This is a genomic window from Mesorhizobium sp. B2-2-4 (assembly GCF_006442375.1).
Lineage (GTDB): Bacteria > Pseudomonadota > Alphaproteobacteria > Rhizobiales > Rhizobiaceae > Mesorhizobium.
In genome coordinates this window covers 117,075-139,832 of the sequence record NZ_VFWB01000003.1, presented here as the reverse complement: position 1 = coordinate 139,832, position 22,758 = coordinate 117,075, and the positions used below count along the sequence as shown (strand labels likewise).

35 protein-coding genes and 1 pseudogene are annotated in these 22,758 nt (G+C 57.9%); 35 read left to right on the top strand and 1 reads right to left on the bottom strand.

Features of this window, described 5'->3' with window-relative positions; genetic code table 11:
- Positions 1–55 precede the first annotated feature (55 nt).
- The 22 genes and pseudogenes from FJ959_RS08920 to FJ959_RS08820 all read left to right on the top strand — a co-directional run bounded on the left by FJ959_RS08920 (position 56) and on the right by FJ959_RS08820 (position 17,579).
- On the top strand, positions 56–1,327 hold the full coding sequence (locus FJ959_RS08920) for a phage major capsid protein (protein ID WP_140629667.1): 1,272 nt from the start codon (positions 56–58) through the stop codon (positions 1,325–1,327).
- Between the two features lie 46 nt (positions 1,328–1,373).
- Positions 1,374–1,592, top strand: coding sequence for a hypothetical protein (locus FJ959_RS08915; protein WP_140629664.1), 219 nt, complete (start codon positions 1,374–1,376; stop codon positions 1,590–1,592).
- Positions 1,555–2,088, top strand: coding sequence for a phage head-tail connector protein (locus FJ959_RS08910; RefSeq protein WP_140629661.1), 534 nt, complete (start codon positions 1,555–1,557; stop codon positions 2,086–2,088). Before FJ959_RS08915 ends, FJ959_RS08910 begins: the two co-directional genes overlap by 38 nt.
- Positions 2,089–2,120: 32 nt before the next feature.
- Positions 2,121–2,510: a hypothetical protein gene (locus tag FJ959_RS08905; protein ID WP_140629658.1), complete on the top strand. Its 390-nt coding sequence runs from the start codon at positions 2,121–2,123 to the stop codon at positions 2,508–2,510.
- A gap of 13 nt (positions 2,511–2,523) precedes the next feature.
- On the top strand, positions 2,524–2,787 hold the full coding sequence (locus tag FJ959_RS08900) for a hypothetical protein (RefSeq protein ID WP_140629656.1): 264 nt from the start codon (positions 2,524–2,526) through the stop codon (positions 2,785–2,787).
- 4 nt (positions 2,788–2,791) lie between these two features.
- Entirely contained in the window at positions 2,792–4,003 is a 1,212-nt protein-coding gene (locus FJ959_RS08895; protein ID WP_140629654.1) for a hypothetical protein, read from the top strand.
- A gap of 26 nt (positions 4,004–4,029) precedes the next feature.
- Positions 4,030–4,440, top strand: coding sequence for a hypothetical protein (locus tag FJ959_RS08890; RefSeq protein WP_140629651.1), 411 nt, complete (start codon positions 4,030–4,032; stop codon positions 4,438–4,440).
- Positions 4,441–4,597: 157 nt separating this feature from the next.
- Positions 4,598–4,978 (top strand): head-tail adaptor protein, encoded by a 381-nt coding sequence (locus FJ959_RS08885; protein ID WP_140629648.1) that lies wholly within the window; start codon positions 4,598–4,600, stop codon positions 4,976–4,978.
- Positions 4,978–5,481 carry an HK97 gp10 family phage protein gene (locus FJ959_RS08880; protein WP_140629645.1) on the top strand — a complete coding sequence of 168 codons (504 nt, stop codon included), beginning with the start codon at positions 4,978–4,980 and terminating at the stop codon, positions 5,479–5,481. The genes FJ959_RS08885 and FJ959_RS08880 overlap by 1 nt, the downstream gene beginning before the upstream one ends.
- Positions 5,482–5,913, top strand: coding sequence for a DUF3168 domain-containing protein (locus tag FJ959_RS08875; RefSeq protein ID WP_140629643.1), 432 nt, complete (start codon positions 5,482–5,484; stop codon positions 5,911–5,913).
- Positions 5,914–5,980: 67 nt separating this feature from the next.
- Entirely contained in the window at positions 5,981–6,418 is a 438-nt protein-coding gene (locus FJ959_RS08870) for a phage tail tube protein (protein WP_140629640.1), read from the top strand.
- 2 nt (positions 6,419–6,420) lie between these two features.
- The gene (locus FJ959_RS08865; RefSeq protein ID WP_140629637.1) at positions 6,421–6,759 is read left to right on the top strand and encodes a hypothetical protein; all 339 of its coding nucleotides are present in this window, start codon (positions 6,421–6,423) and stop codon (positions 6,757–6,759) included.
- Positions 6,760–6,779: 20 nt separating this feature from the next.
- Positions 6,780–6,956: pseudogene (locus tag FJ959_RS08860) on the top strand (phage tail assembly chaperone); the annotation flags it as partial.
- Between the two features lie 332 nt (positions 6,957–7,288).
- The gene (locus tag FJ959_RS08855) at positions 7,289–9,610 is read left to right on the top strand and encodes a phage tail length tape measure family protein (protein ID WP_140629631.1); all 2,322 of its coding nucleotides are present in this window, start codon (positions 7,289–7,291) and stop codon (positions 9,608–9,610) included.
- Positions 9,610–9,780 (top strand): hypothetical protein, encoded by a 171-nt coding sequence (locus tag FJ959_RS31625; RefSeq protein WP_181181025.1) that lies wholly within the window; start codon positions 9,610–9,612, stop codon positions 9,778–9,780. Before FJ959_RS08855 ends, FJ959_RS31625 begins: the two co-directional genes overlap by 1 nt.
- Before the next feature lie 89 nt (positions 9,781–9,869).
- Entirely contained in the window at positions 9,870–10,388 is a 519-nt protein-coding gene (locus FJ959_RS08850; RefSeq protein WP_210239501.1) for a hypothetical protein, read from the top strand.
- Positions 10,389–10,455: 67 nt separating this feature from the next.
- Entirely contained in the window at positions 10,456–11,022 is a 567-nt protein-coding gene (locus FJ959_RS08845) for a hypothetical protein (protein WP_140629626.1), read from the top strand.
- Positions 11,023–11,052: 30 nt separating this feature from the next.
- A complete protein-coding gene (locus tag FJ959_RS08840; RefSeq protein WP_140629623.1) occupies positions 11,053–11,469 on the top strand; it encodes a hypothetical protein in 417 nt (138 codons plus the stop codon).
- A 3-nt stretch (positions 11,470–11,472) separates the two neighbouring features.
- Positions 11,473–13,950 carry a phage tail protein gene (locus FJ959_RS08835; RefSeq protein WP_140629620.1) on the top strand — a complete coding sequence of 826 codons (2,478 nt, stop codon included), beginning with the start codon at positions 11,473–11,475 and terminating at the stop codon, positions 13,948–13,950.
- On the top strand, positions 13,947–14,462 hold the full coding sequence (locus FJ959_RS08830) for a hypothetical protein (protein WP_140629618.1): 516 nt from the start codon (positions 13,947–13,949) through the stop codon (positions 14,460–14,462). Before FJ959_RS08835 ends, FJ959_RS08830 begins: the two co-directional genes overlap by 4 nt.
- Positions 14,463–14,555: 93 nt before the next feature.
- A complete protein-coding gene (locus FJ959_RS08825; RefSeq protein WP_140629615.1) occupies positions 14,556–14,909 on the top strand; it encodes a hypothetical protein in 354 nt (117 codons plus the stop codon).
- A 378-nt stretch (positions 14,910–15,287) separates the two neighbouring features.
- Complete coding sequence (locus FJ959_RS08820; RefSeq protein WP_140629613.1) at positions 15,288–17,579, top strand: hypothetical protein; 2,292 nt, start codon at positions 15,288–15,290, stop codon at positions 17,577–17,579.
- Here the strand turns inward: FJ959_RS08820 and FJ959_RS08815 are convergent.
- Positions 17,576–17,872, bottom strand: coding sequence for a hypothetical protein (locus tag FJ959_RS08815; RefSeq protein WP_140629611.1), 297 nt, complete (start codon positions 17,870–17,872; stop codon positions 17,576–17,578). The genes FJ959_RS08820 and FJ959_RS08815 overlap by 4 nt on opposite strands.
- Before the next feature lie 85 nt (positions 17,873–17,957).
- Here FJ959_RS08815 and FJ959_RS08810 point away from each other — a divergent pair, with 85 nt between their 5' ends.
- The 13 genes from FJ959_RS08810 to FJ959_RS08760 all read left to right on the top strand — a co-directional run bounded on the left by FJ959_RS08810 (position 17,958) and on the right by FJ959_RS08760 (position 22,755).
- Positions 17,958–18,158 (top strand): hypothetical protein, encoded by a 201-nt coding sequence (locus tag FJ959_RS08810; RefSeq protein WP_140629608.1) that lies wholly within the window; start codon positions 17,958–17,960, stop codon positions 18,156–18,158.
- Between the two features lie 20 nt (positions 18,159–18,178).
- Positions 18,179–18,421: a hypothetical protein gene (locus FJ959_RS08805; protein WP_140629606.1), complete on the top strand. Its 243-nt coding sequence runs from the start codon at positions 18,179–18,181 to the stop codon at positions 18,419–18,421.
- Positions 18,422–18,494: 73 nt separating this feature from the next.
- Positions 18,495–19,010 (top strand): lysozyme, encoded by a 516-nt coding sequence (locus FJ959_RS08800; protein ID WP_246678936.1) that lies wholly within the window; start codon positions 18,495–18,497, stop codon positions 19,008–19,010.
- Entirely contained in the window at positions 19,007–19,381 is a 375-nt protein-coding gene (locus FJ959_RS08795) for a hypothetical protein (protein WP_140629601.1), read from the top strand. The genes FJ959_RS08800 and FJ959_RS08795 overlap by 4 nt, the downstream gene beginning before the upstream one ends.
- A complete protein-coding gene (locus FJ959_RS31980) occupies positions 19,302–19,601 on the top strand; it encodes a dehydrogenase (protein WP_210239500.1) in 300 nt (99 codons plus the stop codon). The genes FJ959_RS08795 and FJ959_RS31980 overlap by 80 nt, the downstream gene beginning before the upstream one ends.
- Positions 19,598–19,870, top strand: coding sequence for a hypothetical protein (locus FJ959_RS08785; protein ID WP_140629598.1), 273 nt, complete (start codon positions 19,598–19,600; stop codon positions 19,868–19,870). The genes FJ959_RS31980 and FJ959_RS08785 overlap by 4 nt, the downstream gene beginning before the upstream one ends.
- 165 nt (positions 19,871–20,035) lie before the next feature.
- Positions 20,036–20,731 (top strand): serine protease, encoded by a 696-nt coding sequence (locus FJ959_RS08780; RefSeq protein WP_140629596.1) that lies wholly within the window; start codon positions 20,036–20,038, stop codon positions 20,729–20,731.
- Positions 20,731–20,895, top strand: a complete 165-nt coding sequence (locus FJ959_RS31620) for a hypothetical protein (RefSeq protein ID WP_181175178.1) — start codon at positions 20,731–20,733, stop codon at positions 20,893–20,895. The genes FJ959_RS08780 and FJ959_RS31620 overlap by 1 nt, the downstream gene beginning before the upstream one ends.
- Positions 20,892–21,299: a MotA/TolQ/ExbB proton channel family protein gene (locus tag FJ959_RS08775; protein WP_140629594.1), complete on the top strand. Its 408-nt coding sequence runs from the start codon at positions 20,892–20,894 to the stop codon at positions 21,297–21,299. Before FJ959_RS31620 ends, FJ959_RS08775 begins: the two co-directional genes overlap by 4 nt.
- Positions 21,296–21,460 (top strand): hypothetical protein, encoded by a 165-nt coding sequence (locus FJ959_RS31615; protein ID WP_181175177.1) that lies wholly within the window; start codon positions 21,296–21,298, stop codon positions 21,458–21,460. The genes FJ959_RS08775 and FJ959_RS31615 overlap by 4 nt, the downstream gene beginning before the upstream one ends.
- On the top strand, positions 21,457–21,987 hold the full coding sequence (locus FJ959_RS08770) for a hypothetical protein (RefSeq protein WP_140629591.1): 531 nt from the start codon (positions 21,457–21,459) through the stop codon (positions 21,985–21,987). The genes FJ959_RS31615 and FJ959_RS08770 overlap by 4 nt, the downstream gene beginning before the upstream one ends.
- Before the next feature lie 103 nt (positions 21,988–22,090).
- Entirely contained in the window at positions 22,091–22,336 is a 246-nt protein-coding gene (locus FJ959_RS08765) for a hypothetical protein (RefSeq protein ID WP_140629589.1), read from the top strand.
- Complete coding sequence (locus FJ959_RS08760; RefSeq protein ID WP_140629586.1) at positions 22,333–22,755, top strand: hypothetical protein; 423 nt, start codon at positions 22,333–22,335, stop codon at positions 22,753–22,755. The genes FJ959_RS08765 and FJ959_RS08760 overlap by 4 nt, the downstream gene beginning before the upstream one ends.
- The last annotated feature ends 3 nt before the right edge of the window (positions 22,756–22,758 follow it).

The window sequence follows — 22,758 nt, the reverse complement described above, 5'->3', positions numbered from 1 at the left end:
CCATTTCAACCCCCACGGCCGCCATTTGTGCGGCCTTTTTCATATGGATATTGCAATGACTCTCAGGGAACTGAACGAAAAGCGTGGCCGTCTTGTCACGCAGGCCCGCGAAGCGCTTGACGCCATCAAGGCCAACACTGACGAAGCGCGCGCCGCAGAGCTTGACGCTCGCCACGACGCGATTATGGCTGACTTCGACAAGATCGAGGCCGACATCGCACGCGAGCAGCGCATGGCCGCCGCCGAAGAGCGCATCAACAGGGCTGCCGAGGAAGAGCGCAAGGCTAAGCGCCCGACCGGTAGCGACACCGATACTCGCGGCACCGACGAGCCGAGGAAGGCAGAATACCGTGAGGTGTTCCACAAGTTCCTCGCTGGTGGCGCCTCGCTGGACGCACTCGACGCTGAAGAGCGCGCCGTCCTCCGCGCTGGCGTACAGGATATCGAAACGCGTATCCAGACGGGCGGCACCAACACCGCTGGCGGATACACTGTCCCGGTTGAACTGCAGAACATGCTCGTCAAGGCCATGAAGGCTTGGGGTCCGATGTACGATGGCAACATCGTCAGCGAACTGAATACCTCGTCTGGCAATGCCCTGCCGATCCCGACCACGGATGACACCGGCAATACCGGCGTACAGGGCACGGAAGGCACAGCGCTCACTGACGACGGCTCGGCTGATGCCGCGTTTGGTCAGAAGCAGCTCGAGGCTTACGACTTCAATACGAAGTTCGTGAAATTCTCCTGGCAGCTTGCGGCGGACAGCATCTTCAATATGGAAGCCCTGCTTGCCGACCTGCTTGGCGAGCGCCTTGGCCGTCTGGCCAATGCCCAGCTCACGACCGGCACCGGCTCTTCGGCGCCGAACGGCATCGTTACCGCTGCGTCGCTCGGCAAGACCGCAGCTTCGGCCACGGCCATTGCGTCTGACGAACTGATTGACCTGATCCACTCGATTGACCCGGCCTATCGCCAGTCGCCGAAGGTTGCGTTCCAGTTCAACGACCTCACGCTGGCGGCCATCCGCAAGCTGAAGGACGGCCAGGGCAACTATCTGTGGGCTCACGGAGACTATCAGACGCAGGAGCCGGCTCGCGTTCTTGGCTATCGCTACTATATCAACCAGGCCATCGCTAGCATCGCCACTGGCAACAAGACCGTGATCTTTGGTGATTTCGGTAAGTATTGGGTTCGCAAGGTCGGCTCGCCCGTCATTGGCGTTCTGCGTGAGCGCTTCTGGCCAGATCTGGGCATCGCCGGACTGATCCGCTTCGACGGTGAACTGCTCGATACCAAGGCAGTCAAGTATCTCGTCCAGGCGTAATTCTAAAGGGGGCGCTCGAAAGGGCGCCCCACCTCTTGGAGGCGATATGAAAATCAAACTGCTTGTGAGCCTTGCTGGTGCATACAGAGCGTTCAACGCTGGCGATGAACCAGATTGGGACGATGCAGACGCTATTCGCCTTATCGAGGCTGGCTTTGCAATTCCAGTTGCGGAAACCAAGATTGAACGCGCGGTAGCGACACCGACTGCGGAAAGGCGAAAGCGAGATGTGGCTTCAGCCGACAGTAACAATAGCGGCAACTGATGAGCCGGTAACACTCGCAGAGGCGAAGCGACAGGTTCGCGCTACCGATTTCAATGACGAGGATGACTATCTGACCGATTTGGTCAAGGTGGCGCGCAATCACGCTGAAAAATACTGCGGCGTTTCTCTGGCTGAGCAGACGGTTGAAGTGCAGGGCGAGGACTGGTGCGACTTGTCGCACTTGCCTGTGCGACCCGTTCAATCGGTTACGTCGATTTCATATGTTGATGACAGCGGCGCACCGCAGACCCTTGCGACAACGGTTTACGAACTGCGTGGCGATGCCGTCGTACTGAAGTACGGCCAGGCGTGGCCATCGATGCGATCCGGATCCCTCATAACGCTGACGGCTGTTGTGGGCTTTGGAGCCGTTGAACCCGCCGTCAAGCATGCAATTTTACTGCGCATAGCGGACCTTTATGAAAGCCGCGAGAGCGCAAGCGAAGCAAATTGGACAACCTTCGATTCGCTGCTGAGCAATCACCGTTATTATTAAGCCGCGGCCAAGGCCGCCAAGGAACAAACAAAATGCGCGACTCTTACAACGACATTGGCTTTATCCAGTCGTTCGCCCCCGCGGCTCGCAATGCCACCGCTAACGGTACCGGCGTTGACCTGCTTGGCTTCTCTGGCGCCGTTCTTGTCATCCACGCAGGCGCGTGGACGGACGGCACCCACACTTTCGATATTCAGGATTCGGACGACAATTCGACGTTCGCGTCTGTAGCGGCCGGTCTCTATCAGGGTACCAAGCCCGTTGTCAGCTCGTCTGGCACGGCTAGCAAGGTCTATAAGGTCGGCTACCTCGGGGCCAAGCGCTATCTGCGCGTATCTGTGACCGTCGCAGGTGCCACGACTGGTGCCGTGTATGGTGCGTCTATCCTCCTCGGCCATGCCGCCACGAAGCCAGTTGCGTAACTAGGGGAAAATCATGGCAACCCAGATTCTTGCTACGGGATCCACGGCAGCGGACTCAGCTGACGTAACGGTTGCCGCAGGCACTCCGATTACTGTTGGGCTTAAGGGCGTTGTCGACGCAAACGCGCTTGTCATCATCTATCTTAAAGATGATGGAGCCGCCTACAACCAAGTTGGGCGCCTCACGTCTGACGTTCCTTCGATCATGATCTCCGCACCCGGCACTTACCGCTTCTCTCGTGCTGCTGGTGCTACGTGCGGAGCGTTCAGCGGTTGATGGCATGAGCAGGCTATTTGACCCTCTTTTCGGGCCGCTTATGCGGCCCGCGATGGCAAGGGGGAAGGCCATCGGCCCCACTGATCCGTTCCAGCGCTTTACTTATGATGTCAACTTTGCTGCAGGCACAGCCAAGGGCACCACGCAGCCCTACGGCAACAACACCAACGACGGTCGCGCTTTCCGCGACCCGAACAATGTTGGCGCGACGTTTGTTCCCAATGCGGCCGGGTTGCTGGTGGCTTGCACCAATGCTGGCCTGCGGCGCTCCGATCGTGGCCATTGGCAGTATCCGGCGCATAGCCAACGAGCGCTGTGGAACCGCGATCTGACGAACGCCGCGTGGACAAAGACCAACCTGACGGCGACAAAAAATCAGGTCGGCGCGGACGGCGCCAACAATGCTGCTTCTTCGATCACTGCGACTGCTGACGGCGGAACCGTCACTCAGGGGATCACTCTCGCCCAGAACACCTTCCTGTTCGCGGTCGATATCAAGCGCCTGGTCGGTACCGGCACGCTGGAAATGACCGTCGACGGCGGCACGACGTGGCAGGCGGTGTCGGGTATCACTGCAGCGTATTCGCAGAAGTTCATCGTTCAGACGCTCGTAACCAACCCGGTATGCGGTTTTCGGATCGGCACCAGCGGTGACAGTTTCGCGGTTGATTTCTGCTCGCTGCATACCCCGGCCAACGCTGGCGTGAATATTCCTGTCCAGTATCGCGTGACCACGACAACGGCAGTCGTTTCACCTGGTCAGTCGCGGCCTACAGCCGATGCAGCCGACCTTGGTCCTTTGATTGGCGTCGCACGCGCCCCGTTCGGCTTTTACTGGCAGGGCCGCAGCGAAAGAGGTGTTGGCGCAGGCGTCATCACAGGCGCGACAAGCGTTTTCTGCACGGTAATTACTGGTAATGCAGTCAACTTTGCGGCTGGGGCCGGAACCGCTGCCACGGTGACAGGGGTCTTCAACACCGGCATAGGCAGCGTCAACAAGATCGCCGGCTTCTACGATGCTACTGGCAATATCAAGGTTGCGTGCAATGGCGTTGTTGGCGTCAGCACCGGGGCGACGGCCGAGCCTACGCTTGATCACTGGGATCTTGGGACGAACGGCGCAGGCGCGCGATCGATCTACGGCCTCAACGAGCGGTTCGCCATGGGGGCCAGCATAACCTTTAGCGACGCAGAACTTGTCGCAATGACAACTTAAAGGCGCTGCGGCGCAAAGGAAAATCAATGACCGATCTTGTCATCACCGCGACCGGCGTCTTGGTCGGCGCTAACGCATCAATCGAGCATGGCTTTGCCGCTGCGGCAATCACCGCCGGCCAGGTCGTGTATAAAGACGCGACCGGCAAGTTTAATTTGGCGGACACAGATAACGCTTCCGCCATCGTGCGCACGCCGAAGGGTGTCGCGCTAAATGGCGCGGCCACGGGTCAGCCCGTTGCTATTGTCACCAAGGGCGACGTCACGATCGGCGGCACCATTGAGGCTGGCACGGGCTACTGGCTATCTGGGACCGCGGGCGGAATTTGCCCTGTGGCGGACGTAGCGGCCGGTGACTATCCCTGCCTGATCGGGATCGGCAAGTCGACTACGGTCCTGACCGTCGATATTCAGGCGCCTGGCGTTATCAAGGTCTAATGTGGGTCCGTTTTAGCACGCCGTGGAACTGGCGCCTTGCGGGAAGCACTGTGGCTTACCGGGCTGGTGACTACAATGTTCCACGCGCATGTGCCGAGTTGGCCTTAGCCGCCGGAGTTGCTGTGCGGTTGCGCAAAACGAATAAGGACGAAGCGCCATGGCCAAGCGATCCGGTGCAGGGTCTCTAAATTGCAAGGTAACGTTCCAAGCGCGCGGTATCCGCGAGGATGGTTACGGAGGAACTGTAACCGGGCCTTTCGAGGATGTATTCACCATCTCCGCTCGCCTCGCTCCGAAGTTCGGTGCCGACGTTGAAACGGTTACAGCGGCCCGTCTAGCGGCCCTACAGCCCTATAATCTGACAGTGCGTAGTTGCTCCAATACCCGCGCCGTCACGCCTGCGTGGCGCGTCTACGATGCTCGCAAAGGCATGGTGGATGGTGCTCCCGTGCGCGTTTTCAACATAAAGACGATCGTGAATCCTGACGAGCGCTCTCAGTATGTCGAGATGCTTGTTGTGGAGGGCGAGAGTTCCTAATGGCCTTCCAAACCAAGATCGTTGGCCGCGAGGCATTGCAGCGTCGCCTTGATGAGTTAGTGCCGGAAGCCAGCAAGGCAGCCGCACAGGCAAAGATTGAGGTTGCGCGCGAGGCTGCAAGCCGCATCTCCAGCCGTGCGCCAGTCGGCGCGACGGGCGTTCTGAAAGACAGCATCATCGGGGCGCGCCAAGCGGATATGCCTGGCGTAAAGCCAGTTGGCGGGCAACAGTCCAAGGATCCGGACGCGACTGGCGTATACGCTGATTTCACTTGGAAGTTTATCGAGTACGGCACAGCTCCGCATAAGATCACCGGGCGCAACGGCAAGAACTTAGCGTTTACTGGCAAGGACGGCAGCCTAGTCTCCGCCCCGTCCGTTAATCACCCCGGCTCCCGTGCTCATCCCTTCGTCTTCTACACATGGAAGGCGTACCGCAAAACAGCCAAGGCCAAAATCAGCCGCGCTATTAGCAAGGCCGTCAAAGCTGCATCGGGGAACTAAATGGCCGCACCGGCACATGAACTTGTCGGCGTCGCCACAGCGCGGCTGCGTGGCTATGCGCCCCTTACGGCACTAGTGGCGGCCACTCGCATATTCTATCGACCGCCCGCATCGTATTCGCCGCCCTACGTCACGATTGACGACGTTACGACACGGCGTGATGATATGCAGTGTGTGTCGGGGGTAATTGCCAGCCTGACAGTCCACGTCTGGACAGACGACAGCAATCCGTTGCCCAATGGCGGCGGTGCGCTGCAAGACGCTCGCGCGATAGCATGGGAAGTCGCTAACGCTTTGCATCACTACCCGCTTGCCCTGCCGAACAATCGCCTGGTGACGCTCGCTCATACCGGCGAACGCGTGTTTTACGACGCAGACGGAACTACCGGCCATGGCGTTGTCGACTTCGAAGCCGTGATCGAAGCCGCGTAGACCAAACTAACCACCCCAAAATCAACAACTGCCCGCCATGCGGGCTTTATTTTTATGGAGCCTACCCATGGCAGTAACCCCAGGCCAGCAGACTGGCCGCCTCTTGCTCATCCAGATCGGCGACGGAGCCAGCCCTGAGGTCTTCACCAATCTTTGCGGCATTCAGACACGCAGTTTCAACATGTCGGCCAATGACGTCGACACCACGATTCCTGATTGCGAAAATCCTGGCGACACACCGCAGAAGACCGGCGTCCCTGGCATCAAGAACCGCACGTTTACCGGTTCTGGCAAGTTTGTTGCGGGAGCAAACCAGACGATATTCATGGCGTATGTCACGGATGCGACTGTCTTCAATGCGAAAGTCATCGTGCCTGGCTTGGGCACCTTCACTGGCGCCTGGTATGTGACCGACTTCACGCTGAACGGCGAGCAGGAAGGCACAATGGGCTTTGACGCCACCTTCATGGCTGCCGGCGCACTTGACTTCGTTGCAGAGGTATAATCATGACACTTGAGGTCAACGGCGCACGAGGGGAAGTCGCACTTAAGGTTGGCGGCGTTGACCTCGTTATTGCGGCCACTATGGCGGGTCTGGCCGCAGTCTCGACGCGGCTCGAGTGCAAATCACTTGCCGATCTGTTCGTGCGCCTGTCGGGCGTGGAAGTGGCGGCAACGCACGCCGCTATCGAGTTGCTTACCATAAAGGGTGATTGGGTTGCCGCGCAGGCCAAGATGAAGCTTAAAGACTTCAAGGCTTGCGCTGATGCATTCGCGGTTGCCCTTTCGCATCACTTTAGTGATGACGAGGGAAACGGAGACGCCGCTCCGGTGGTGGCGGGGTAGAAAAGCCGTTCCCATGGCGAGATTGGATGAAGGGCGCGTTTGGCGTCCTTCATTGGACGCCTGACGTCTTCTGGCGATCGACAATTACCGAATATATGCTGGCAATTGAAGGCTTCAACGACGCTAACGGCGGCGGCAAGAAGGACGAAGCGCCGAGCGACGAAGAGTTGGCGGCCTTGGTGGCTAGGTATGGTTAGTTGGATGCCCTGAGACTCGAAGCCTCTACTGCAGAGAGGTAAGGCAATGCTCTTGCCGCAAACGCCCTATCCTTTGATGCGCACCCGCCGACGATAAAATCCATTGAACTCTCCGACAGTGCCGCAGGAAGAGTTCCGTTAAGGCGGAATTTCTTTAGTTCGCCAAGGCGCTGTTCGCAGTATTGCACATCGGAGGCCACTTTCTGGCGTGCGATATCGGTTCGGTATGCGACGTACTGGCTGGTTAAATAAAAGCCTGTGGCTGCAATTATCGCCAAGCTAGCCGCACCCACAAGAAACTTCATAACGTTGCCTCGCTGGAAGGTCCATAAATGGCCGATAAGACCGATGACCTTCTAATTTCTGTATCTACCGACCTTACTACCATCAAAAGGCAGCTTAAGCAACTCGGCCAGGATATAGGCACGACTACCACAGGAATCCAAAAGCAGTTCGATGGCTTAGGCAAGGGCATAGATCGGTCCCTGTCTCCTGTGCAAAAGCGCATCAACGATATGATGGGCATTGCAAGTCAGGGCGCCAAGCCGCTTAAGGAGTGGAAGGGCGCGCTTGCGGATGTAGCAGTTGGCATTAACGGCGTAGGCAAGGGCGCGCAGATAACTTCCAACCAATTGCTGAATCTGTCGCGGCAGGGCAATGACGTCGTTACGATGTTTGCGCTTGGCGCGCCGGCAATGCAGATTTTTGCATCGCAGGCTGGACAGGTTTATGGCGCGCTGCAAGAGGGACCGGGTGGCGTAGCCGGGTCGCTTAAGGGTCTTGGCGCACAGGCGGTATCTCTAGCAACAAAGTTCCCGCTGGCCACTGCTGCCATTGCCGCAGCTGGCGTAGCCGCCGCGGCGTATCTCGCGCTAGGCGGTACTTCCATCCGCTCGTTGGACGAAATTCTCAAGAGCCACGCGGAGAATATCAAACGCCTTGGCGATGCCTACGATGAAGTTGTCGGCAAACAGCAGAAATATGCTCAGGTTAGTGCGGGCACAGCCGCACTAGTCAACGACAAGGATTTGGCTGACGCCAAGGCAAAACTTCAGGCGGCGATTAATGATATCTTCTCGTCTGCCACCACGCAGAGCGGCGTTGGTCGCGGGGGCGGTACAAGAGAATTCGTTAAGGCACAGTTCCAACCTTTCGAGGATGCTCTCAACGATCTGAAAAACAGCGCAAAGGACACGAGCGCGCTCCGGATCTTCACCGACGCGGTCACTGCGATCGGGCAGGCTGATCCTAATTTAAAGGGGCCTGCGCAGGATCTGCTTACTTTTGCCAAAGGCGCACTAGACGCTGCGTCTGTCGTAGAGACGGTTAGCGGCGCTTTCCCTGACGCTATCGACAATGCTGACGGCTTCAAACGTGCGCTGGCTGGCATAGATTCCAAATCAGCCCAAAAGGAACTGCAAGACCTATTCGACAAGGCACGAGACGGGTCGGCAAGTGCCGACGAAGTTACTGCGGCATTGGATAGATTGTCAGCAACGAACCTCAATCTGGCCGGCCCAATCGCCGAGTTGGAAAAGTTCTTCAATGCAGTCATTGCGGCCCGCAACGCAACAAATCAGGTTCTTTCGCCACTTGGAACTATCCCCCCCGTCTACAGCGGGGGTGGGCAGTTTCAGAATGAAGATCAGGTTCAAACCGATAGGGCTAATGCCACCAAGTCGCAGTTTCAGATAGAGCAAGAGAAACTTGCCAAGAAGAGCCACGGTGCCAGGGCGCCAAAAAAGACCGCCGATGACCGATTTGCGAACGACCTTCAATCCATCCGCGACCGCACTGCCGCGCTGAACGAGGAGCTAAACTCCCTCGGACTCACCTTCGAAGCCCAGCAAAAGCGCAAGGTCTCGCTCGACCTCGAGCAAGAGGCACTGAAGCAAGTCCGCGAGGAAGCCCGCAAAAAGGGCGACACAGACTGGCAGAATGCACAGCTTTCGCCGGCACAGGTCAAGGCGATCGATGACGTATCCGACGCCTACGCAAAGCAAGCCGACGAGCTGCGCAAGGCGCAGGAAGTTCAAGACTTGCAGCGTGACGTGCTCAAAGGTGCGTTTGACGATCTGCGATCCGCCTTGGATGACGGCAAGCTCGACTGGCAGGACTTTGCCACGATCGCTGAAAACGCCTTGGACAAGATCATCGACAAGATCGAAAACGATCTAGTCGACGCCATCTTGCAGGCCAATTCATCCGGTGGCGGTGCAGGTGGTATAGGCAGCATCTTCAGTTCGATCTTTGGTGGCGGTGCGGGTGCGTTCCCGGCTGCGCCTGGTGGCACTGGTGGCCTATATGCGGACGGTGGTTACACTGGCCCTGGCGGCAAGAAAAAGGTCGCAGGTCTCGTCCACAAGGGCGAGGTGGTGTTCAGTCAGGACGATGTGAGCCGCAATGGTGGCGTAGCTGCTGTCGAGGCTCTGCGCCGCGGTGGCTCTATTGCTGCTCCGTCGATACCGCGCATTCAGGCGCCAGCCAATCAGAACTTCGCGCCAAGCGTGACCTTTGCGCCCGTCATCCAGATGCAGGGCGGCGGCAATGATACAGGCCAACAGGTGACTGACGCGCTCAAGAAGTTCGACAAGGACTTTACTCCGCGCGTCGTCAAGGCGCTGCGGGAAGCCAAGACGCGAGGGATGGTGTGATGGATATGGTGGACAAGCGCGACGAGCGCATAGCCGCCTTAGAGGCGCAAGTCGATGTGTTGATTTATGCGATGACGACGATGAACGCGATCATTCAAGAAATCGATAGCGACTTCACCAACCGAGTTGTGCGCGCCAACCGCGAGGCTAAAATAAGGGGGATGGTGTGAGCACAATAGACCTTCCCGCCGTCAACTTTCAGGCATCCTATCCGCAGATTGTGGACTCCGTGTCGGTCTCGCGCTCCGGAACGCGCGCTATGGCCTTTGTCGAGTATGCAGATGCCTACTGGACGATCGCCATGCGCACCGTTCCGCTACTCGCTTCGGAGCGCCTCTTAGTCGAGGCGTTCAAGGATGCGTGTAGGGGCGGACTGCAAACGGTGCTCTACACGCCGAAGCACATGTGCATACCACGCGCCTATTGGGGCGACTCCTCCAACTCAAAGCTGGCGAACAACGGCAATCTGGTTTCGATTACAGGCAACAGCCTGGTAATCAACAGCGTCGACAACGGGCTAACCCTCGGCGCGGGCGACCTGATCTCGGCCACGACTGGCGAGTACAATGCGTTGTTTCGCATACGGACTGGCGGCGTTGCATCTGGCAACAGCATAACAGTCACGGTTGAACCAACCGTTCCTGCGTACATCACGGCTGGTGCGGTTATGCGGTTCAAGAATCCGATTGCCAACATGCGCGTGATGCCAGGGTCGTTTGAAATCACGGACGAACTTATCCCGACTGCTTCGTTCACTTTGGTGGAGATTCCGAAATGACGCTACTGCAGGCGAACATCGGAACGATGACGGCCGGCATATTGCAGAGTCGTAGGCGGAGGAAGAAATGACCTTCCCAACACGCCTGCAAGACGTGCTGGACGATGGCATTGCCGTCGTTCGCTCTGGCATCAAGATCGTTTGTACGACCGGCACCTATGGCTTTTGGAACGGTAAAGGCGACATCACTGTCGCCGGGCTGGTATACTGGCCCAACGCGCTTATTACCGTGTCTGAGCCTGTCTATGGCTTGGGCACGGCCGCGTCGACATTCACGGTCGAACTCATTGCAAAGCGTGATTCCGGCTTAACGCCCGATAAGCTTCTGCTTGTCGAAAACGAAGGCTACAAGGACGCGCCGACAACTGTCTATGACTTCTATTTCGATCCGGACGATCACTCGTTCCTGCATGCGGAGCCTGGCGCTTACGGCTTCATCGATACGATCGACCACTCGCGCGAAGGTGGCGAGACGAAACTGATTGCCAATGTGCGCTCCGGCGCCATCGCCAACCACCGCGACGGCTACCGTACGGCCAGCCATGAGGACCAGCAGTTGGTCTCTGCCGGCGATATGTTTTTCCAGTACGCCAGCAAGGTGAAGCACGAGAGCTTCGACATCAAGTTCGACTAGCCCAACGGCGGCACTACCAAGGACATAGCTATGCTTACCTTAACCCGGTTGCCCGACTGGGATCGCCGCCTTGCGCGCGTGGTCAACCAGCACAGCAGAACGCCTGGCGAGTGGGGCGTTTCCGATTGTCTGCTTACCGTCATGGATGCGGTTATCGCCACAACCGGCTTTGATCCGGCCGAAGACATCCGCGGCACATACAAAACAGAGATAGGCGCCGCACGGATACTGCGCAAGCGCGGCTTTACCGACGTAGAGCAGGCGCTGGCGAGCTTATTCCCGCCCGTTGCAACGCTTAGGGCGCAGCGCGGCGATGTCGGCGTTGTGGAGCGCGACGGCGCTTTGTCGTGCGGCTTTGTCTGCGACCGCGGCTTTGCCGTGAAGGGAGAGCGCGGCCTTTCCTTCGTCCCACAAACAGAGATTAAGTCAGCATTCAAGGTGGGCTAGCTTATGGGTTTTCTAGTCCCGCTATTCTCGACCGTCCTTGGGGCGGTCGGGCTCGGTGGCGTTGCGTCCTGGCTGGGCGGTTCGACCATTCTTGCCGGTCTTGCGCGGTTTGGCCTTGGCCTTGCCGCCAAGTACCTTATCGGCAGCCTCATTCCGCAGCCAAAGGCGCAAGCGCAGACTTCACAGCTTGACACGACCTACGGTGAGGATCTTGCGCGTTCCGTTGCGTTTGGCAAGGTCGGCACTGCCGGCCATCTAGTCTATCGTAACTCCTACGGTTCCGGCAATCGCTCTGTGCAGGATGTCTACATCCTGTCGAACTTCCAAATCACTGGGGTAACGCGCGTTCGCTACAAGGGCGAATGGAAGACGCTTGGCGGCACAGAGGACGCCACGAAGGGCTTCCGCATCGAGAGCATTGACGCCGAGGTTTGGGTCAAGCTCTACACCGGGACAATGACGCAGACGGCGGATGCCGGTCTGATCTCCAAGGCAAACCCGACAGGCCGCTGGACGACAGACCACCGCGGCGCGGGCATCGCCTATGCCATCGTTACTTCATTCCTTGACCGCGAAAAACTTCAGCAGCCATGGGAAGCCTTTTTCGAGATTGAGGCGGCTCCGCTTTATGACTGGCGCCTCGATAGCACTGTGGGTGGGTCTGGCTCGCATCGCTGGGCAGATCAGACAACATGGGAGTTCTCAGAAAACCCTGTTCTGATGGCCTATGCGCTCGAGCGTGGCATCTTCAACGGCACCGAGATGATGGTCGGCAAAGGCGTTCCTGCGTCCCGCCTGCCACTGGCGCAGTGGACCATTGCTGCCAACATCTGCGATGAGTTTGTCGGGGATGGCGCTCGCTACTCCGCTGGCATTATTGCTGCTGCCGGATCGGGCATCACGCACGACCAGAACATGCAGCCTTTGCTTGAGGCTTGCGCGTCGACGTGGGTTGAAGACGCCACCGGAGAGTACCCGATAGTCGGTGCGGCACAGTCTACCGTGCTGACGTTCACCGACGATGATATCATGGTCGATGAGCCGTTTCGGTTCTCGGTTAAGCGCACCAAATCCGAACTGATCAACACGCTTGCCGGCACGTACTTCGAGCCAGACAACTTTTATGAACAGACGCCATTCGCGGTTCGCATCGACGCGGCCGCACTGGCCGAGGACGGAGAGCGTCTGGCCGTCTCGATACCGTACGACGCGGTGAACAGATCCGACGTGGCCGATCGTTTGGCCGATATCGCGTTCAAGGCCAGCCGCTACCAGGGCAACGCGGAAATCTGCATCCATCCGAAATTCCTTGCCGATGCGCAGGTTGGCAGATGGGTTGAGTGGGATTCTGCGGACTACGGAACGCGCACTTTCCAAATCGCGGAAAAGCGCCTTGGCCCATTTGGGGAGAAAGCCTGCCGTAACGTCTATCTGACGTTACAGGAGGTCAGCGAGGCCATTTTTGACGGCACGGCATATGTTACCGTGCCCGTCGTTCCTGTCGACCCTGGCGCGCCCGACTACGCCTCTACCGCAGCGAATTTCCTGGCCGCTGGCATTCAGATTCAGGCGGCAGGAAGTACCGAACGGAAGCCGGCAATTAGGTTTACATGGGACGCGTTTGATGACGTGACGGTCGCAGCCGTTGAGGTCGAGTATAGACCGCTCGGCCAAACGGACAGCATCGTCAATCACGCAGACATCCCGCTGCAAGTCCTTACCGTGTCGGATGGCGTTCTGGCGGGGACCGAATATGAATATCGCTACCGGATTTTAACCAATCCGTTCCGCACGACGTTCTACACGGATTGGGACACGGTAACGACGCCGCAAGCGGTTATTGCTGATATCTCTGTCGGTTTGGCGCAGATCCAAGAAGACATGCGCAACTTCTACATGTCTCTTAGCGCCGGCCTACAGGACACAAGAGACAGGCTTGCTCAACTTGCCGCATCCGCGGTCGACGCCTCAGGGCGGGTGGCGGAGGACAACTCTGTTGCGGTAAGGTTCCGTAATGCTACCGCAGCAGCGCAGCAGACGCTTGAGGCATCAATCACCGAAATAAACGGTGAACTCGTTGCGCTGGCGGCCGCCACCACCGCCGTGGAGGCTTCTGTCGGCCTAATCTCGGCGGATGGCTTGTTCCAACTTATAGTTCAGGCCGGAAGCGGTGATGTCACTTCAAGGCTGGTGGCTCAAGTTAGAGCGACCACCGGCGATGTATGGGCTGACGCAGGGTACTTCATGGAGGCTGGCTTCACGGGCGGCAACCCGCTTGCTCCGTTTTCTCGTTTCGTCATTAAGGCCAACCAATTCGTTGTAACGGACGGAACTAGCACAGGCACTCCGCTGACATTCGAATCGGGCGTGCTCAAGTCTCTCGTGTCGAACCTAGGCACGGTTACTGCTGGCGTCCTTAAGTCACCGGATGGCTTGGTCAAGTTCGACCTTGCCGGTAAAAAACTGGTGTTCAGCGAATGACGACGGACCGGATCCTGCTCAACGGGGACAGATTGCTTATCACGAAGCCTGGCGTAGACGCGTCAGGCTCGCCTGCCGATGCGAATAAGATATTTGATAGCGATTGGGCGTTTGGCGGGGCAATCATCGCCTCAGGTTTCTATGAAGGTTTATACGAAGGCGTCGGGGGTGCAGTGGGAAATCATGTTATCAACTTCCCAGCAACTCTCGACTATATACCAAGCGTTTTGATTTTCGATGCGTTGCCACCAGGCGCTTATGTTGGTGGCAACCTGTCTGCCGGCTTGACAATATTCGGTCCTTATCTGGTCCGCTACAATCCGATAACTGATCCGAATGACAAGCGGTATCAATTTGCGACAATCACAAATAGCCAAATATCGATCCCATATTTGCCGCGCGTTGGCATTGGATTTAATACAATCACAGCCGGCAACTATAACTACACTTACGACGCAGCCGGAGATGGAACGCGCCACAGGGCTTTCGCTTATTGCATATTTGCGGTGTGATTGATGTCTAGAGTGCATCTCGGGCTTAAAGGTGGTCGCATAGGTCTATGGACTTCTCCGACAGGCGTAGACGCCTCCGGTGAGGCCGGACGTATGACCCTGAACAGCGACTACGACCACTTGAAGATCCATCAAAGCGGCCAAGTAAGCGCTAGCGGCGCTGCATCTGGCGGCGCTTATCAATATGCAGCGATAACCATTACGTTTCCTGACTTGGGTTTCTATCCACTGACCTTCGTCGGAAGCTCCCCTAGCACGCAAAGGGGCTTGTTGTTTCCGGCGGGATTTTCCAACGGTGCTGGCATATGGGGCGGCACTGGAACGGATGTGTTCACCTATATCGGGTACGTCACAAAAACCGATAGGATAGAGATTCCCGCATTTACAACCTTCTATCCGAGTCTGACTCTTACATATTTTGTCTTCAAGAACAGCTTACACTCATGACGGATAGGATTTACTTAGGTTACAGCGGCGGAAATCCGATCTTCCGACTTTCCAGACCAGGGAAAGACATATCCAGTTCGGACATAGCGGACATCGTTTTGAGAGAGGATAGCCTAACATTTAGGCCATCGCTGTCTGGAACCAAGATATTCGCTGGGAATGGCTCACAGTCAGTAACGTTGTCGGGGTTCAGTGCTCCCCCGTATGTCATGCTTAAGTCGAACGATTCATTTCCCCCGCACTTCTTTGATTATTACGCAAAGCTCAATGATGCCTTCACGTCGCTGAGCATCGTCAACGTGCGCAATATCGCCCGCACCATAACGTACTACGTGTTTCAGAACACGATGTAGCGGCTCCTCCCCCTAAGGACAATCCATGACATCGATATACGATACCGGCACGGTCTCCGTGACGAATGGCAGCGCTGCGGTTGTCGGCTCGGGTACCGGTTGGGCTGTTTCGCTCGTCAAGGGCGGGACGCTCTATGTCGAAGCGCCCGGAAATCCGATGCCGATCGACGTCGTGACTGACGACACGCATCTGACCGGCGCTGTGAAATGGACCGGCGCCGATGGCACATACAACTATGCCATCGTGCGCGAGAGTTCCGACGCTGCCAGTGTCGTCGACCTCTACGACAAGCTCTCACGCGTCCTGGTGACGCTCTCGCTGGCAGGCATCCATCCAAACGCCTCCGGCACGATCGCAGAACGCAATGCGATCACCCTCACGACAGGTGATGAAGGTTTCTTGTTCCTGCATGCCGAGATCGGCGAAGACCTTGTCTTCTATCGCTGGACCGGCACGGCGTGGGAAGGGCCGTTTGAACTCAAAGGTGATCAGGGACCGCGGGGCGCTCCTGGGCTGGGCGTGGGCGGATACGGCCTGCCACCGGGAGGGGTTACTGGGCAGTTCCTGCGCAAATCAAGTGACGCCGATGGCGAAACAGATTGGGAAACCGTAGATACGGACGCATTTATCGCGGGTCCGGACGCTGCTGCGGATAACGCCCTGGCAAGGTTCGACGGCACCACCGGCAAGCAGACGCAGGCATCTACCTCGCACCTCTCCGATACCGGCGTTCTTCGGCTCGGCTCAACCAGTGCCCCTGGTGCTGAAGTTCTTGGCGTCCACGCCGGCCCCGGAGCGCCGGCTACCACAGGCGTCACGTTCCTTGCTGCCCAAGCGGTAACGGCGGACAGAACTGGTGGGTATCATCCGTTCTCTGACGACTCCACGTACAACGTTCCGACTGCTGGGGGGACTGCTGCTGCCTCGTTTGACGCCACGGTAGCAGTGGGTGGCACACAGGATTATAACCACTTCGCCGGGTTGCAATGGCGGACGACTTACGGCTCGACGGGCACGCTAGCCAACATGTATGGCCACGTCGATCTGCCAGCCATCACGGCAGGCACGATCACTAACCGGTTCGGCTCCAGCATCTGGGATATAACCAAACTCGGCGGCACGGTAGTCAACAACTATGGGCACTACGTCAAGCAACTGACGGCAGGCATAAACAATTGGGCCTACTATACCGAAGGCAACACCCCGTCCTTCATTGGCGGGATCAACTTTGATGGTGTTGGCGGCCTGTTTGGGCTTAAATCCCTGAACACGGGGCCGCTTGCTGGCTTCCGCAATGTCCTCATCAACGGTGCGATGATGGTGTCCCAACGGGGCACGTCGTTCACCTCTGCCGGATCGCTCAACAACAGCGGCAACTACACGCTCGATCGCTGGAAGCTGCTTTCGGACGGGAATAATATTGCCAATGTCAGCCAGTCGACGTCTGTCATTCCCACCAATGGTCTGAATTCGCTGCTAGTGCTGACAGCCACCGCCGCCAAGAAATTTGGCTTCCTGCAAATCATTGAGCAGAAAAATCTCATTGGGCTATTGGGGAAAACGGTGACGCTTTCCTTCGAGGCTTCGCAGGGAGCAAACCTCGCTGGCTATAAGGCGGCTGTCCTGGCTTGGACAGGAACGGCGGACGCGCCGACGAATCCGATCTCAGCATGGAACGCGGACGGTACGATCCCGACGTTTGCAGCAAATTGGACCTTGGAAAATAACGTCGCGCCAGTCGCGGTCGCTGCCAATGCTGCGGCTTTCACAAGGTTCTCTGTGGCGGCCACACTCGACACCGCCAGCACCAAGAATTTGGCTGTCTTGATCTGGTGTGACGATCCGGCGGCGGCAACCACAGGTGACCCATGGGCAGTGACCGATGTGCAGTTGGAGATCGGCGCGGTTGGCACACCTTTCGAGCGCAGGCCATGGGAGACCGAACTCAACCTGTGCAAGGCCTTTTTTCAGAAGAGCTTCCCCTATGCTACTGCGCCCGCAGAGGGGGTGCTCGCTCATTGGAAGCCGGGCTTTGGCTGGTCAACCACCGCTATTGGTGTCGGGTTCATGCCTTTCAGCACGACGATGCGTGTTGCCCCGACTTTGACGTTCTATAAGCCCGGGGGCGGCGTCACTGGCACCAATGGCAGGTGGCAGTGGTACGATGGCGTTTCGTCTTACCAGGACAGCAGTGCCACGGCCGTTGCCACGACAGTCTCACAAGAGGGTTTCGACGTGAACCTGACTGTCGTCGGTGCCGCAGCAAAGTCCGCATACATCGTCCAAGGCCACTGGACGGCAAGCGCCGAACTCTAGATCGAAATTTCCGCAATGTGGAGATTGTATTCGTCGTTCGTCAGATCGCGATAGCTCCAGACGCCGTTGATCTTGCGGCCCCAAACATAGGTCTCAGTGGACTCGGTACCGTCAATAAGTGTGACACGCCCCCAAGGGCGCTCAACTACATGCCATTCATGCCGATCCAGCAATTTATCCAAAAGCTTCATGGGGCATTTGATACCCGAAAACCCCGCCCTCAGCAATTGCCCTAATCCCCAGCCCGAAACCAGTTCGTCCGCCCGCTGACGAACTCCGTTACCCGGACCCATTCGCCTGATTTCGGCTCCCGGCCGAGACCATAGCTAAAATTCAGAACCGAACAGTCTGCCCATGCCTTGGGTGGAAAGGTTAGCCATGACCCGCACAGAGCGGGCCACTCTGTGGCTCCGCCTCTCCCGCCTGCTCAACAGCCTCACGGGCGGCAATCCAAAACAGACCTTCTGCGCCCGCATTGCTGCCAGCAATCCCGACTGCCTGTTCTGCCGCCTGATGGAATGGGTCGAGCCGAACCATTGCTTGGTGGAACTCAAGCGCTGGCGGGCGGCTAACCACTAATAAATCCTAAAGGACTTTCAATGCGCCTCATTCCTGAATGGCGGCGCGTGCTTTGCCATGCTTACAGCGTCCATTTCGTGGCTGTTTCGCTCTTCTTCGGGGCACTCGACGTCATAGCCAATTTCTGGACGCTGTTCGATGGGCTGTTGCCCATTTCGCGCGGCTGGTTCGCCGTCCTCGGCACGGTGTTCGGCATCGCTGGACTCATCGGCCGCTTCATCCCTCAGCCGAAAATAAACGGAGGCAGTAATGCCGATAAATAGGATCCTGCCGACAAGGCGGGCCAAGGCGGCTATCGCGGCTGTTGTAGCCGGCGCCGTTGCCGTTGGAGGCTTCATGCTTCCGGCAAGTACGCCACCCGCCGTGGCGATTGCCGTCAATAGCTTGATCATGCCGTGGGAGGGCCTTGTGCTCAAATCCCATTGGGATCGGTACGCCAAGATTTGGGACATCTGCTACGGCGAGACTAAGGACGTAACGGCCGGCATGGTAAAGACCAAGGCTGAGTGCCAGAAGATGTTGGTGACGCGTGTCGTCAACGACTACTACAAGCCGCTGACCCGGTGCATCGCAGATTTCGATAAGATGCCTATCAGCCTCCAAGCGACGCTGATTTCAGGGGCTTACAATTTTGGCGTAGAGGGCACCCCGCGCCACCCCGGCGTTTGCAAGTCTTCCGCCGCTCGCCTCGCTCGATCCGGTGACTACCACGGTGCCTGCTTGGCGCTCACCGCCTTTAATAAGGCAGGCGGCCAGATCGTTGAAGGTTTGGTGAAACGCCGAGAGATGGGCGACGCACAGCGCATAGGCGAGGCCGAGCTTTGCGTCTCCGGTCTACCAGGTGCCGCATGAAGCTACTCAACGCACTAACGGGCGGCTATGCCTCGCTCATCCTGTATGGGCTTGCCGCCTTGGTGGTCGTGGCCGCCTTCGGCTACACCTATCACTTGGGCAGCGCGCACAGCACTGCGGTGTGGTCCGCCAAATACGAGCAACGCGAAGTCGCCATCCAAGCCGCAACCAATGCCGAAATTAGCCGCCAGGCACAAGCCAACGCGCAGGCAAAGGCGATCGAGGCCAAGCGCCTTGACCAACTCGCGGCCGACAACGCTGCGCTAGAACAGAAAATCAAGGAACTCTCAGATGAAGCGAACGCTGACCCTGATCGTGATCGCGTTTGCCTGTCTGTCGGCAGCGGGTTGCGTATCGACGCAATCCATTAAGGTACTGCCGCCGCCTACGCTGTCGGAGCCGGACCGTTCGCTCCTGGTGTTGTGCCTTGGTCCTGTTCGCCTGCCGAAGGGGCAACTGACGCAGCGCGACGTCGAGCGGCTTTGGATTTCCGACCGCAAGGCTTTGATTGAATGCGGCAGCCGCCAGAAGGCGCTCCGCGATTATTACCACGACCGCGATGCGGCTATCCGCGGAGCGGCAAGCAAGTGACCATTACCGCGGACACAGTGTATTTTATTCTCGCCATCCTTGGTGCGGCCGGTGGCATCTACTGGCGGTGGGGCGGCATGATTGGCAAGGTGCGCGACGACTTGGCCGCGCATAAATTGCACGTTGCCGAAACGTACGTCACCAAGGCCGGAATGCAGGAGCAGACCGCGCAGATCATGAAGGCCATTGAAGGCATCGGCCACAGGCTCGATGGTTTGAGCGAGCGGCTTGACCGCTCATTCGAAACCAAGCCTCGCACTCGCACCTAATTTCATCACCTACCATTTTCGCCCCGTTCGGCTTCGGCTGGACGGGGCTTTTTTCGTTTGTACCGCTTTAGATATTGACATTATATCGGTAAAGCGGTAGATTGGGAATCACAGTTGCAGAATTGCAGTTAGCAGCCACCTACACCACAACCGGGAGATACCCACATGCGCAGACGCATTGCAGCAGCCCTTTTGCTCGCCGGTAGCATGCTAAGCGCATGCGCGGTGGATGGCACTTTCCACACGGGTTCGATTGCTGACGCCATCAAGTCGGATGCCGCAACGCAAACTGCCGGAAGCGCGGTGCGCATCGAACTCGCGATGAGCCTCGGCTCGGGCGTCTACATCGGCAATGGCGTGATCATCACGGCGGCGCATGTGGTTGCAGATGCCACCCGTCCAGCCGATGGCGGACTGCCGACCGTGCGCCTCATCAGTGACCAGGGTGATGTGCAGGAAGGCGAAGTCCTTTGGCTCAACAAGGACTATGACATCGCCGCCGTGCGGCCGAAGAACGCGCGGCGCTTCACTTCCGCGCCGCTCGCCTGCCGCGATGTGGTTGTCGGCGAGCAGTTGGTGGCAGAAGGCAATCCGGCTGGCGTCCAGTTCATTTCGATGCACGGCTATGTGTCGGGTTCGCCGCGCCCATTCCTGCCGAATTGGAAGTCTGGTTTCGTCACCGACATGACGGTGATTTCCGGGATGAGCGGCGGCGGCATTTACGACGCTGGCGGCGACGTGATCGGCATCACGGTCGGGGCATTCGATCCACACGGCCAGCAAGGCCAGACGGCGCAGGGCGGCATGGGGTTTGCGGTGCCGAGTAGTGTGGTCTGTTCGCTGCTGGGAAGGGGTGCGTGATGCCAAAGTGGCTGTCGCGTGAAGTTGGAATCATTCTCTTTGCTGGTATCGACGCTGTTGGTGCCTGGCTGGTGTCGGAGGCGCTGTCAGTCGACTTTTGGTCGGTCCTTCTGATCACCGTCCTATTCACCGCAAATCGCGCCATTTGGGATATCAAGACATGACCCTTAGCAAGCGCCTTTTCATCATCAACTTTGCCGGTGCCTGTCTTGTAGTTTGGGCTTGGTGGCTGGGGTATGTTGGCTTTGTCTACAGCCACGACATCAGCCGCATTAGCTACATCATAACTGCGCTTTTTTCGGCAAGCATCGCCGCAATCTTCCTTGGTAAGACAAGCCATATCGAACGCGCAGAGGTGTGGCTTGTGACGCTTGGCCTTATCGGCAACGTTGTGGGCTTCATCATCGCGCTACAGCACATCGACACCGGCTCGCTCGGCAGTGCCGAAGGCGTCCAGAAGGTTGCGGCTAGTCTGCTTGCAGGAATGGGCGTGGCGTTCTGTTCGACGCTTGTTGGTGCGGTTGCGGCACTGTGGATTAGCGTCAACGGATGGGTTGTCGGGAAATGAGCATCAAGCAAATCATATCGTGGGGCGCAGCCTCCCTAATTGGCAGCACCATCTATCATGCGGCAATCGGAACAGATCCTGATCGCGCATCGGCTATGTTCGGCGGTGGTTTCAGTATGCTTGTGACGCTGGCGCTTATGGCTTGGATGTTTGACAAATGACCCCCATCCTCGTGCGCGACCTGCTCATGAACATGCTGTTGGGGCTTACCGCTCTGGTAGTGCTTGTCCTTGCGCAAATAAATCCACCAGCAAAGGAAGCCGACAGCGCCAAGCCGCCAGGCCAAATGATGGTGTGCGCATCCTGGCTGGGCCACGACGATATCGACCTCTGGTTTCGGCCTGCCGGTCAAGAGAAGGCGACAGGCTACTCGAATAAGAATGGCGGCGTGGCCGACCTGCTGCTGGATGACCTCGGCACGGAGAACATACCGCACGTTGAGTGCCAATTCGCAAGCAGTCTGCCTGACGGTTTATGGGTTATCAATCTGCACGGCTATTCCGTGCCAGATGCATCCGTGCCGGTTCACGTTGTAGCACGTATGGGTACGGTGAAGTTGGTTGAGACCAATCTCGACATCCGCCTCAAACAGGAGCGCACCGTTGTGCAGTTTCGATTGGCTGGCGGTGCGGTGGTATCGGGGTCTGAAAATCAAGTTTACGTGCCACTGAGGAGTGCCAGCAAATGACCCAATTCGCATGGGCAGGCTTGGCTTTCTTAGCGTTCCTTATCGCGGCGTGCGGCTTTAGCGCCTTTGGTTTGTGGTGGATGGGCGAAGTGGAGGATTTGGGGTGAGCGAGATACCGAAGGACGTGGGAGCCGCAGCAGTTCGTGCGCTTGCGGCACCGGAGTACGAATACTTTGAAAGAGTTTCCCAAGCCATCCTCGCTGAACGCAAGCGTTGCGCGGATATTGCTCGGTCTAGATTTACGATAGAGACAGTAATCAAGACGGCCAAGGGTGAGCCTTACCTCACCGGTAAGGCGGCAATCTATGCAGCAGAACGTATAGCCGACGCCATCGAGGCCAACCCATGACCATCCCCGCAACCTGGCTAGTCCTCATGCTGGCACTCGCCGCCTACGCATGGTTCGCCTACCGAAAGCCTTACGTACTGCCAGTATTGGCCGCAGCCGCCGCGCTAGCGATGTATGTGCCAACCGGTACGCCGCGCCTTACTGCGCCGCCTGCTGGCCACTACACGGTGCTTGGCGCCGACATTCAAGTGGATGTTGCGATCTATGCGCTGCTTAAGCCGGAAGGCGGGCCTGCGGTGTACTACCGCCTGCCGTACAGCACCGCGCAGGCCAATGCGTTGCAAGCCGCCATGGATGGCGAAGGTGGCGCTAGCGCTACGGTGGGCGAGGGTGGTGGCGTTGCTTATGACGGCGCGCCGCCCGTTTCTGGCGATGAAGCGAAGCATGCGGAACAGCCGCAATTGAACGTTGGAGGGTGAGAG

Bases quoted from the DNA above. Each gene is read 5' to 3' on its own strand.
- FJ959_RS08920 (WP_140629667.1), top strand. From the start codon at position 56: ATGACTCTCAGGGAACTGAACGAAAAGCGTGGCCGTCTTGTCACGCAG.
- FJ959_RS08915 (WP_140629664.1), top strand. From the start codon at position 1,374: ATGAAAATCAAACTGCTTGTGAGCCTTGCTGGTGCATACAGAGCGTTC.
- FJ959_RS08910 (WP_140629661.1), top strand. From the start codon at position 1,555: ATGTGGCTTCAGCCGACAGTAACAATAGCGGCAACTGATGAGCCGGTA.
- FJ959_RS08905 (WP_140629658.1), top strand. From the start codon at position 2,121: ATGCGCGACTCTTACAACGACATTGGCTTTATCCAGTCGTTCGCCCCC.
- FJ959_RS08900 (WP_140629656.1), top strand. From the start codon at position 2,524: ATGGCAACCCAGATTCTTGCTACGGGATCCACGGCAGCGGACTCAGCT.
- FJ959_RS08895 (WP_140629654.1), top strand. From the start codon at position 2,792: ATGAGCAGGCTATTTGACCCTCTTTTCGGGCCGCTTATGCGGCCCGCG.
- FJ959_RS08890 (WP_140629651.1), top strand. From the start codon at position 4,030: ATGACCGATCTTGTCATCACCGCGACCGGCGTCTTGGTCGGCGCTAAC.
- FJ959_RS08885 (WP_140629648.1), top strand. From the start codon at position 4,598: ATGGCCAAGCGATCCGGTGCAGGGTCTCTAAATTGCAAGGTAACGTTC.
- FJ959_RS08880 (WP_140629645.1), top strand. From the start codon at position 4,978: ATGGCCTTCCAAACCAAGATCGTTGGCCGCGAGGCATTGCAGCGTCGC.
- FJ959_RS08875 (WP_140629643.1), top strand. From the start codon at position 5,482: ATGGCCGCACCGGCACATGAACTTGTCGGCGTCGCCACAGCGCGGCTG.
- FJ959_RS08870 (WP_140629640.1), top strand. From the start codon at position 5,981: ATGGCAGTAACCCCAGGCCAGCAGACTGGCCGCCTCTTGCTCATCCAG.
- FJ959_RS08865 (WP_140629637.1), top strand. From the start codon at position 6,421: ATGACACTTGAGGTCAACGGCGCACGAGGGGAAGTCGCACTTAAGGTT.
- FJ959_RS08855 (WP_140629631.1), top strand. From the start codon at position 7,289: ATGGCCGATAAGACCGATGACCTTCTAATTTCTGTATCTACCGACCTT.
- FJ959_RS31625 (WP_181181025.1), top strand. From the start codon at position 9,610: ATGGATATGGTGGACAAGCGCGACGAGCGCATAGCCGCCTTAGAGGCG.
- FJ959_RS08850 (WP_210239501.1), top strand. From the start codon at position 9,870: ATGGCCTTTGTCGAGTATGCAGATGCCTACTGGACGATCGCCATGCGC.
- FJ959_RS08845 (WP_140629626.1), top strand. From the start codon at position 10,456: ATGACCTTCCCAACACGCCTGCAAGACGTGCTGGACGATGGCATTGCC.
- FJ959_RS08840 (WP_140629623.1), top strand. From the start codon at position 11,053: ATGCTTACCTTAACCCGGTTGCCCGACTGGGATCGCCGCCTTGCGCGC.
- FJ959_RS08835 (WP_140629620.1), top strand. From the start codon at position 11,473: ATGGGTTTTCTAGTCCCGCTATTCTCGACCGTCCTTGGGGCGGTCGGG.
- FJ959_RS08830 (WP_140629618.1), top strand. From the start codon at position 13,947: ATGACGACGGACCGGATCCTGCTCAACGGGGACAGATTGCTTATCACG.
- FJ959_RS08825 (WP_140629615.1), top strand. From the start codon at position 14,556: ATGACCCTGAACAGCGACTACGACCACTTGAAGATCCATCAAAGCGGC.
- FJ959_RS08820 (WP_140629613.1), top strand. From the start codon at position 15,288: ATGACATCGATATACGATACCGGCACGGTCTCCGTGACGAATGGCAGC.
- FJ959_RS08815 (WP_140629611.1), bottom strand. From the start codon at position 17,872: ATGGGTCCGGGTAACGGAGTTCGTCAGCGGGCGGACGAACTGGTTTCG.
- FJ959_RS08810 (WP_140629608.1), top strand. From the start codon at position 17,958: ATGACCCGCACAGAGCGGGCCACTCTGTGGCTCCGCCTCTCCCGCCTG.
- FJ959_RS08805 (WP_140629606.1), top strand. From the start codon at position 18,179: ATGCGCCTCATTCCTGAATGGCGGCGCGTGCTTTGCCATGCTTACAGC.
- FJ959_RS08800 (WP_246678936.1), top strand. From the start codon at position 18,495: ATGCTTCCGGCAAGTACGCCACCCGCCGTGGCGATTGCCGTCAATAGC.
- FJ959_RS08795 (WP_140629601.1), top strand. From the start codon at position 19,007: ATGAAGCTACTCAACGCACTAACGGGCGGCTATGCCTCGCTCATCCTG.
- FJ959_RS31980 (WP_210239500.1), top strand. From the start codon at position 19,302: ATGAAGCGAACGCTGACCCTGATCGTGATCGCGTTTGCCTGTCTGTCG.
- FJ959_RS08780 (WP_140629596.1), top strand. From the start codon at position 20,036: ATGCGCAGACGCATTGCAGCAGCCCTTTTGCTCGCCGGTAGCATGCTA.
- FJ959_RS31620 (WP_181175178.1), top strand. From the start codon at position 20,731: ATGCCAAAGTGGCTGTCGCGTGAAGTTGGAATCATTCTCTTTGCTGGT.
- FJ959_RS08775 (WP_140629594.1), top strand. From the start codon at position 20,892: ATGACCCTTAGCAAGCGCCTTTTCATCATCAACTTTGCCGGTGCCTGT.
- FJ959_RS31615 (WP_181175177.1), top strand. From the start codon at position 21,296: ATGAGCATCAAGCAAATCATATCGTGGGGCGCAGCCTCCCTAATTGGC.
- FJ959_RS08770 (WP_140629591.1), top strand. From the start codon at position 21,457: ATGACCCCCATCCTCGTGCGCGACCTGCTCATGAACATGCTGTTGGGG.
- FJ959_RS08760 (WP_140629586.1), top strand. From the start codon at position 22,333: ATGACCATCCCCGCAACCTGGCTAGTCCTCATGCTGGCACTCGCCGCC.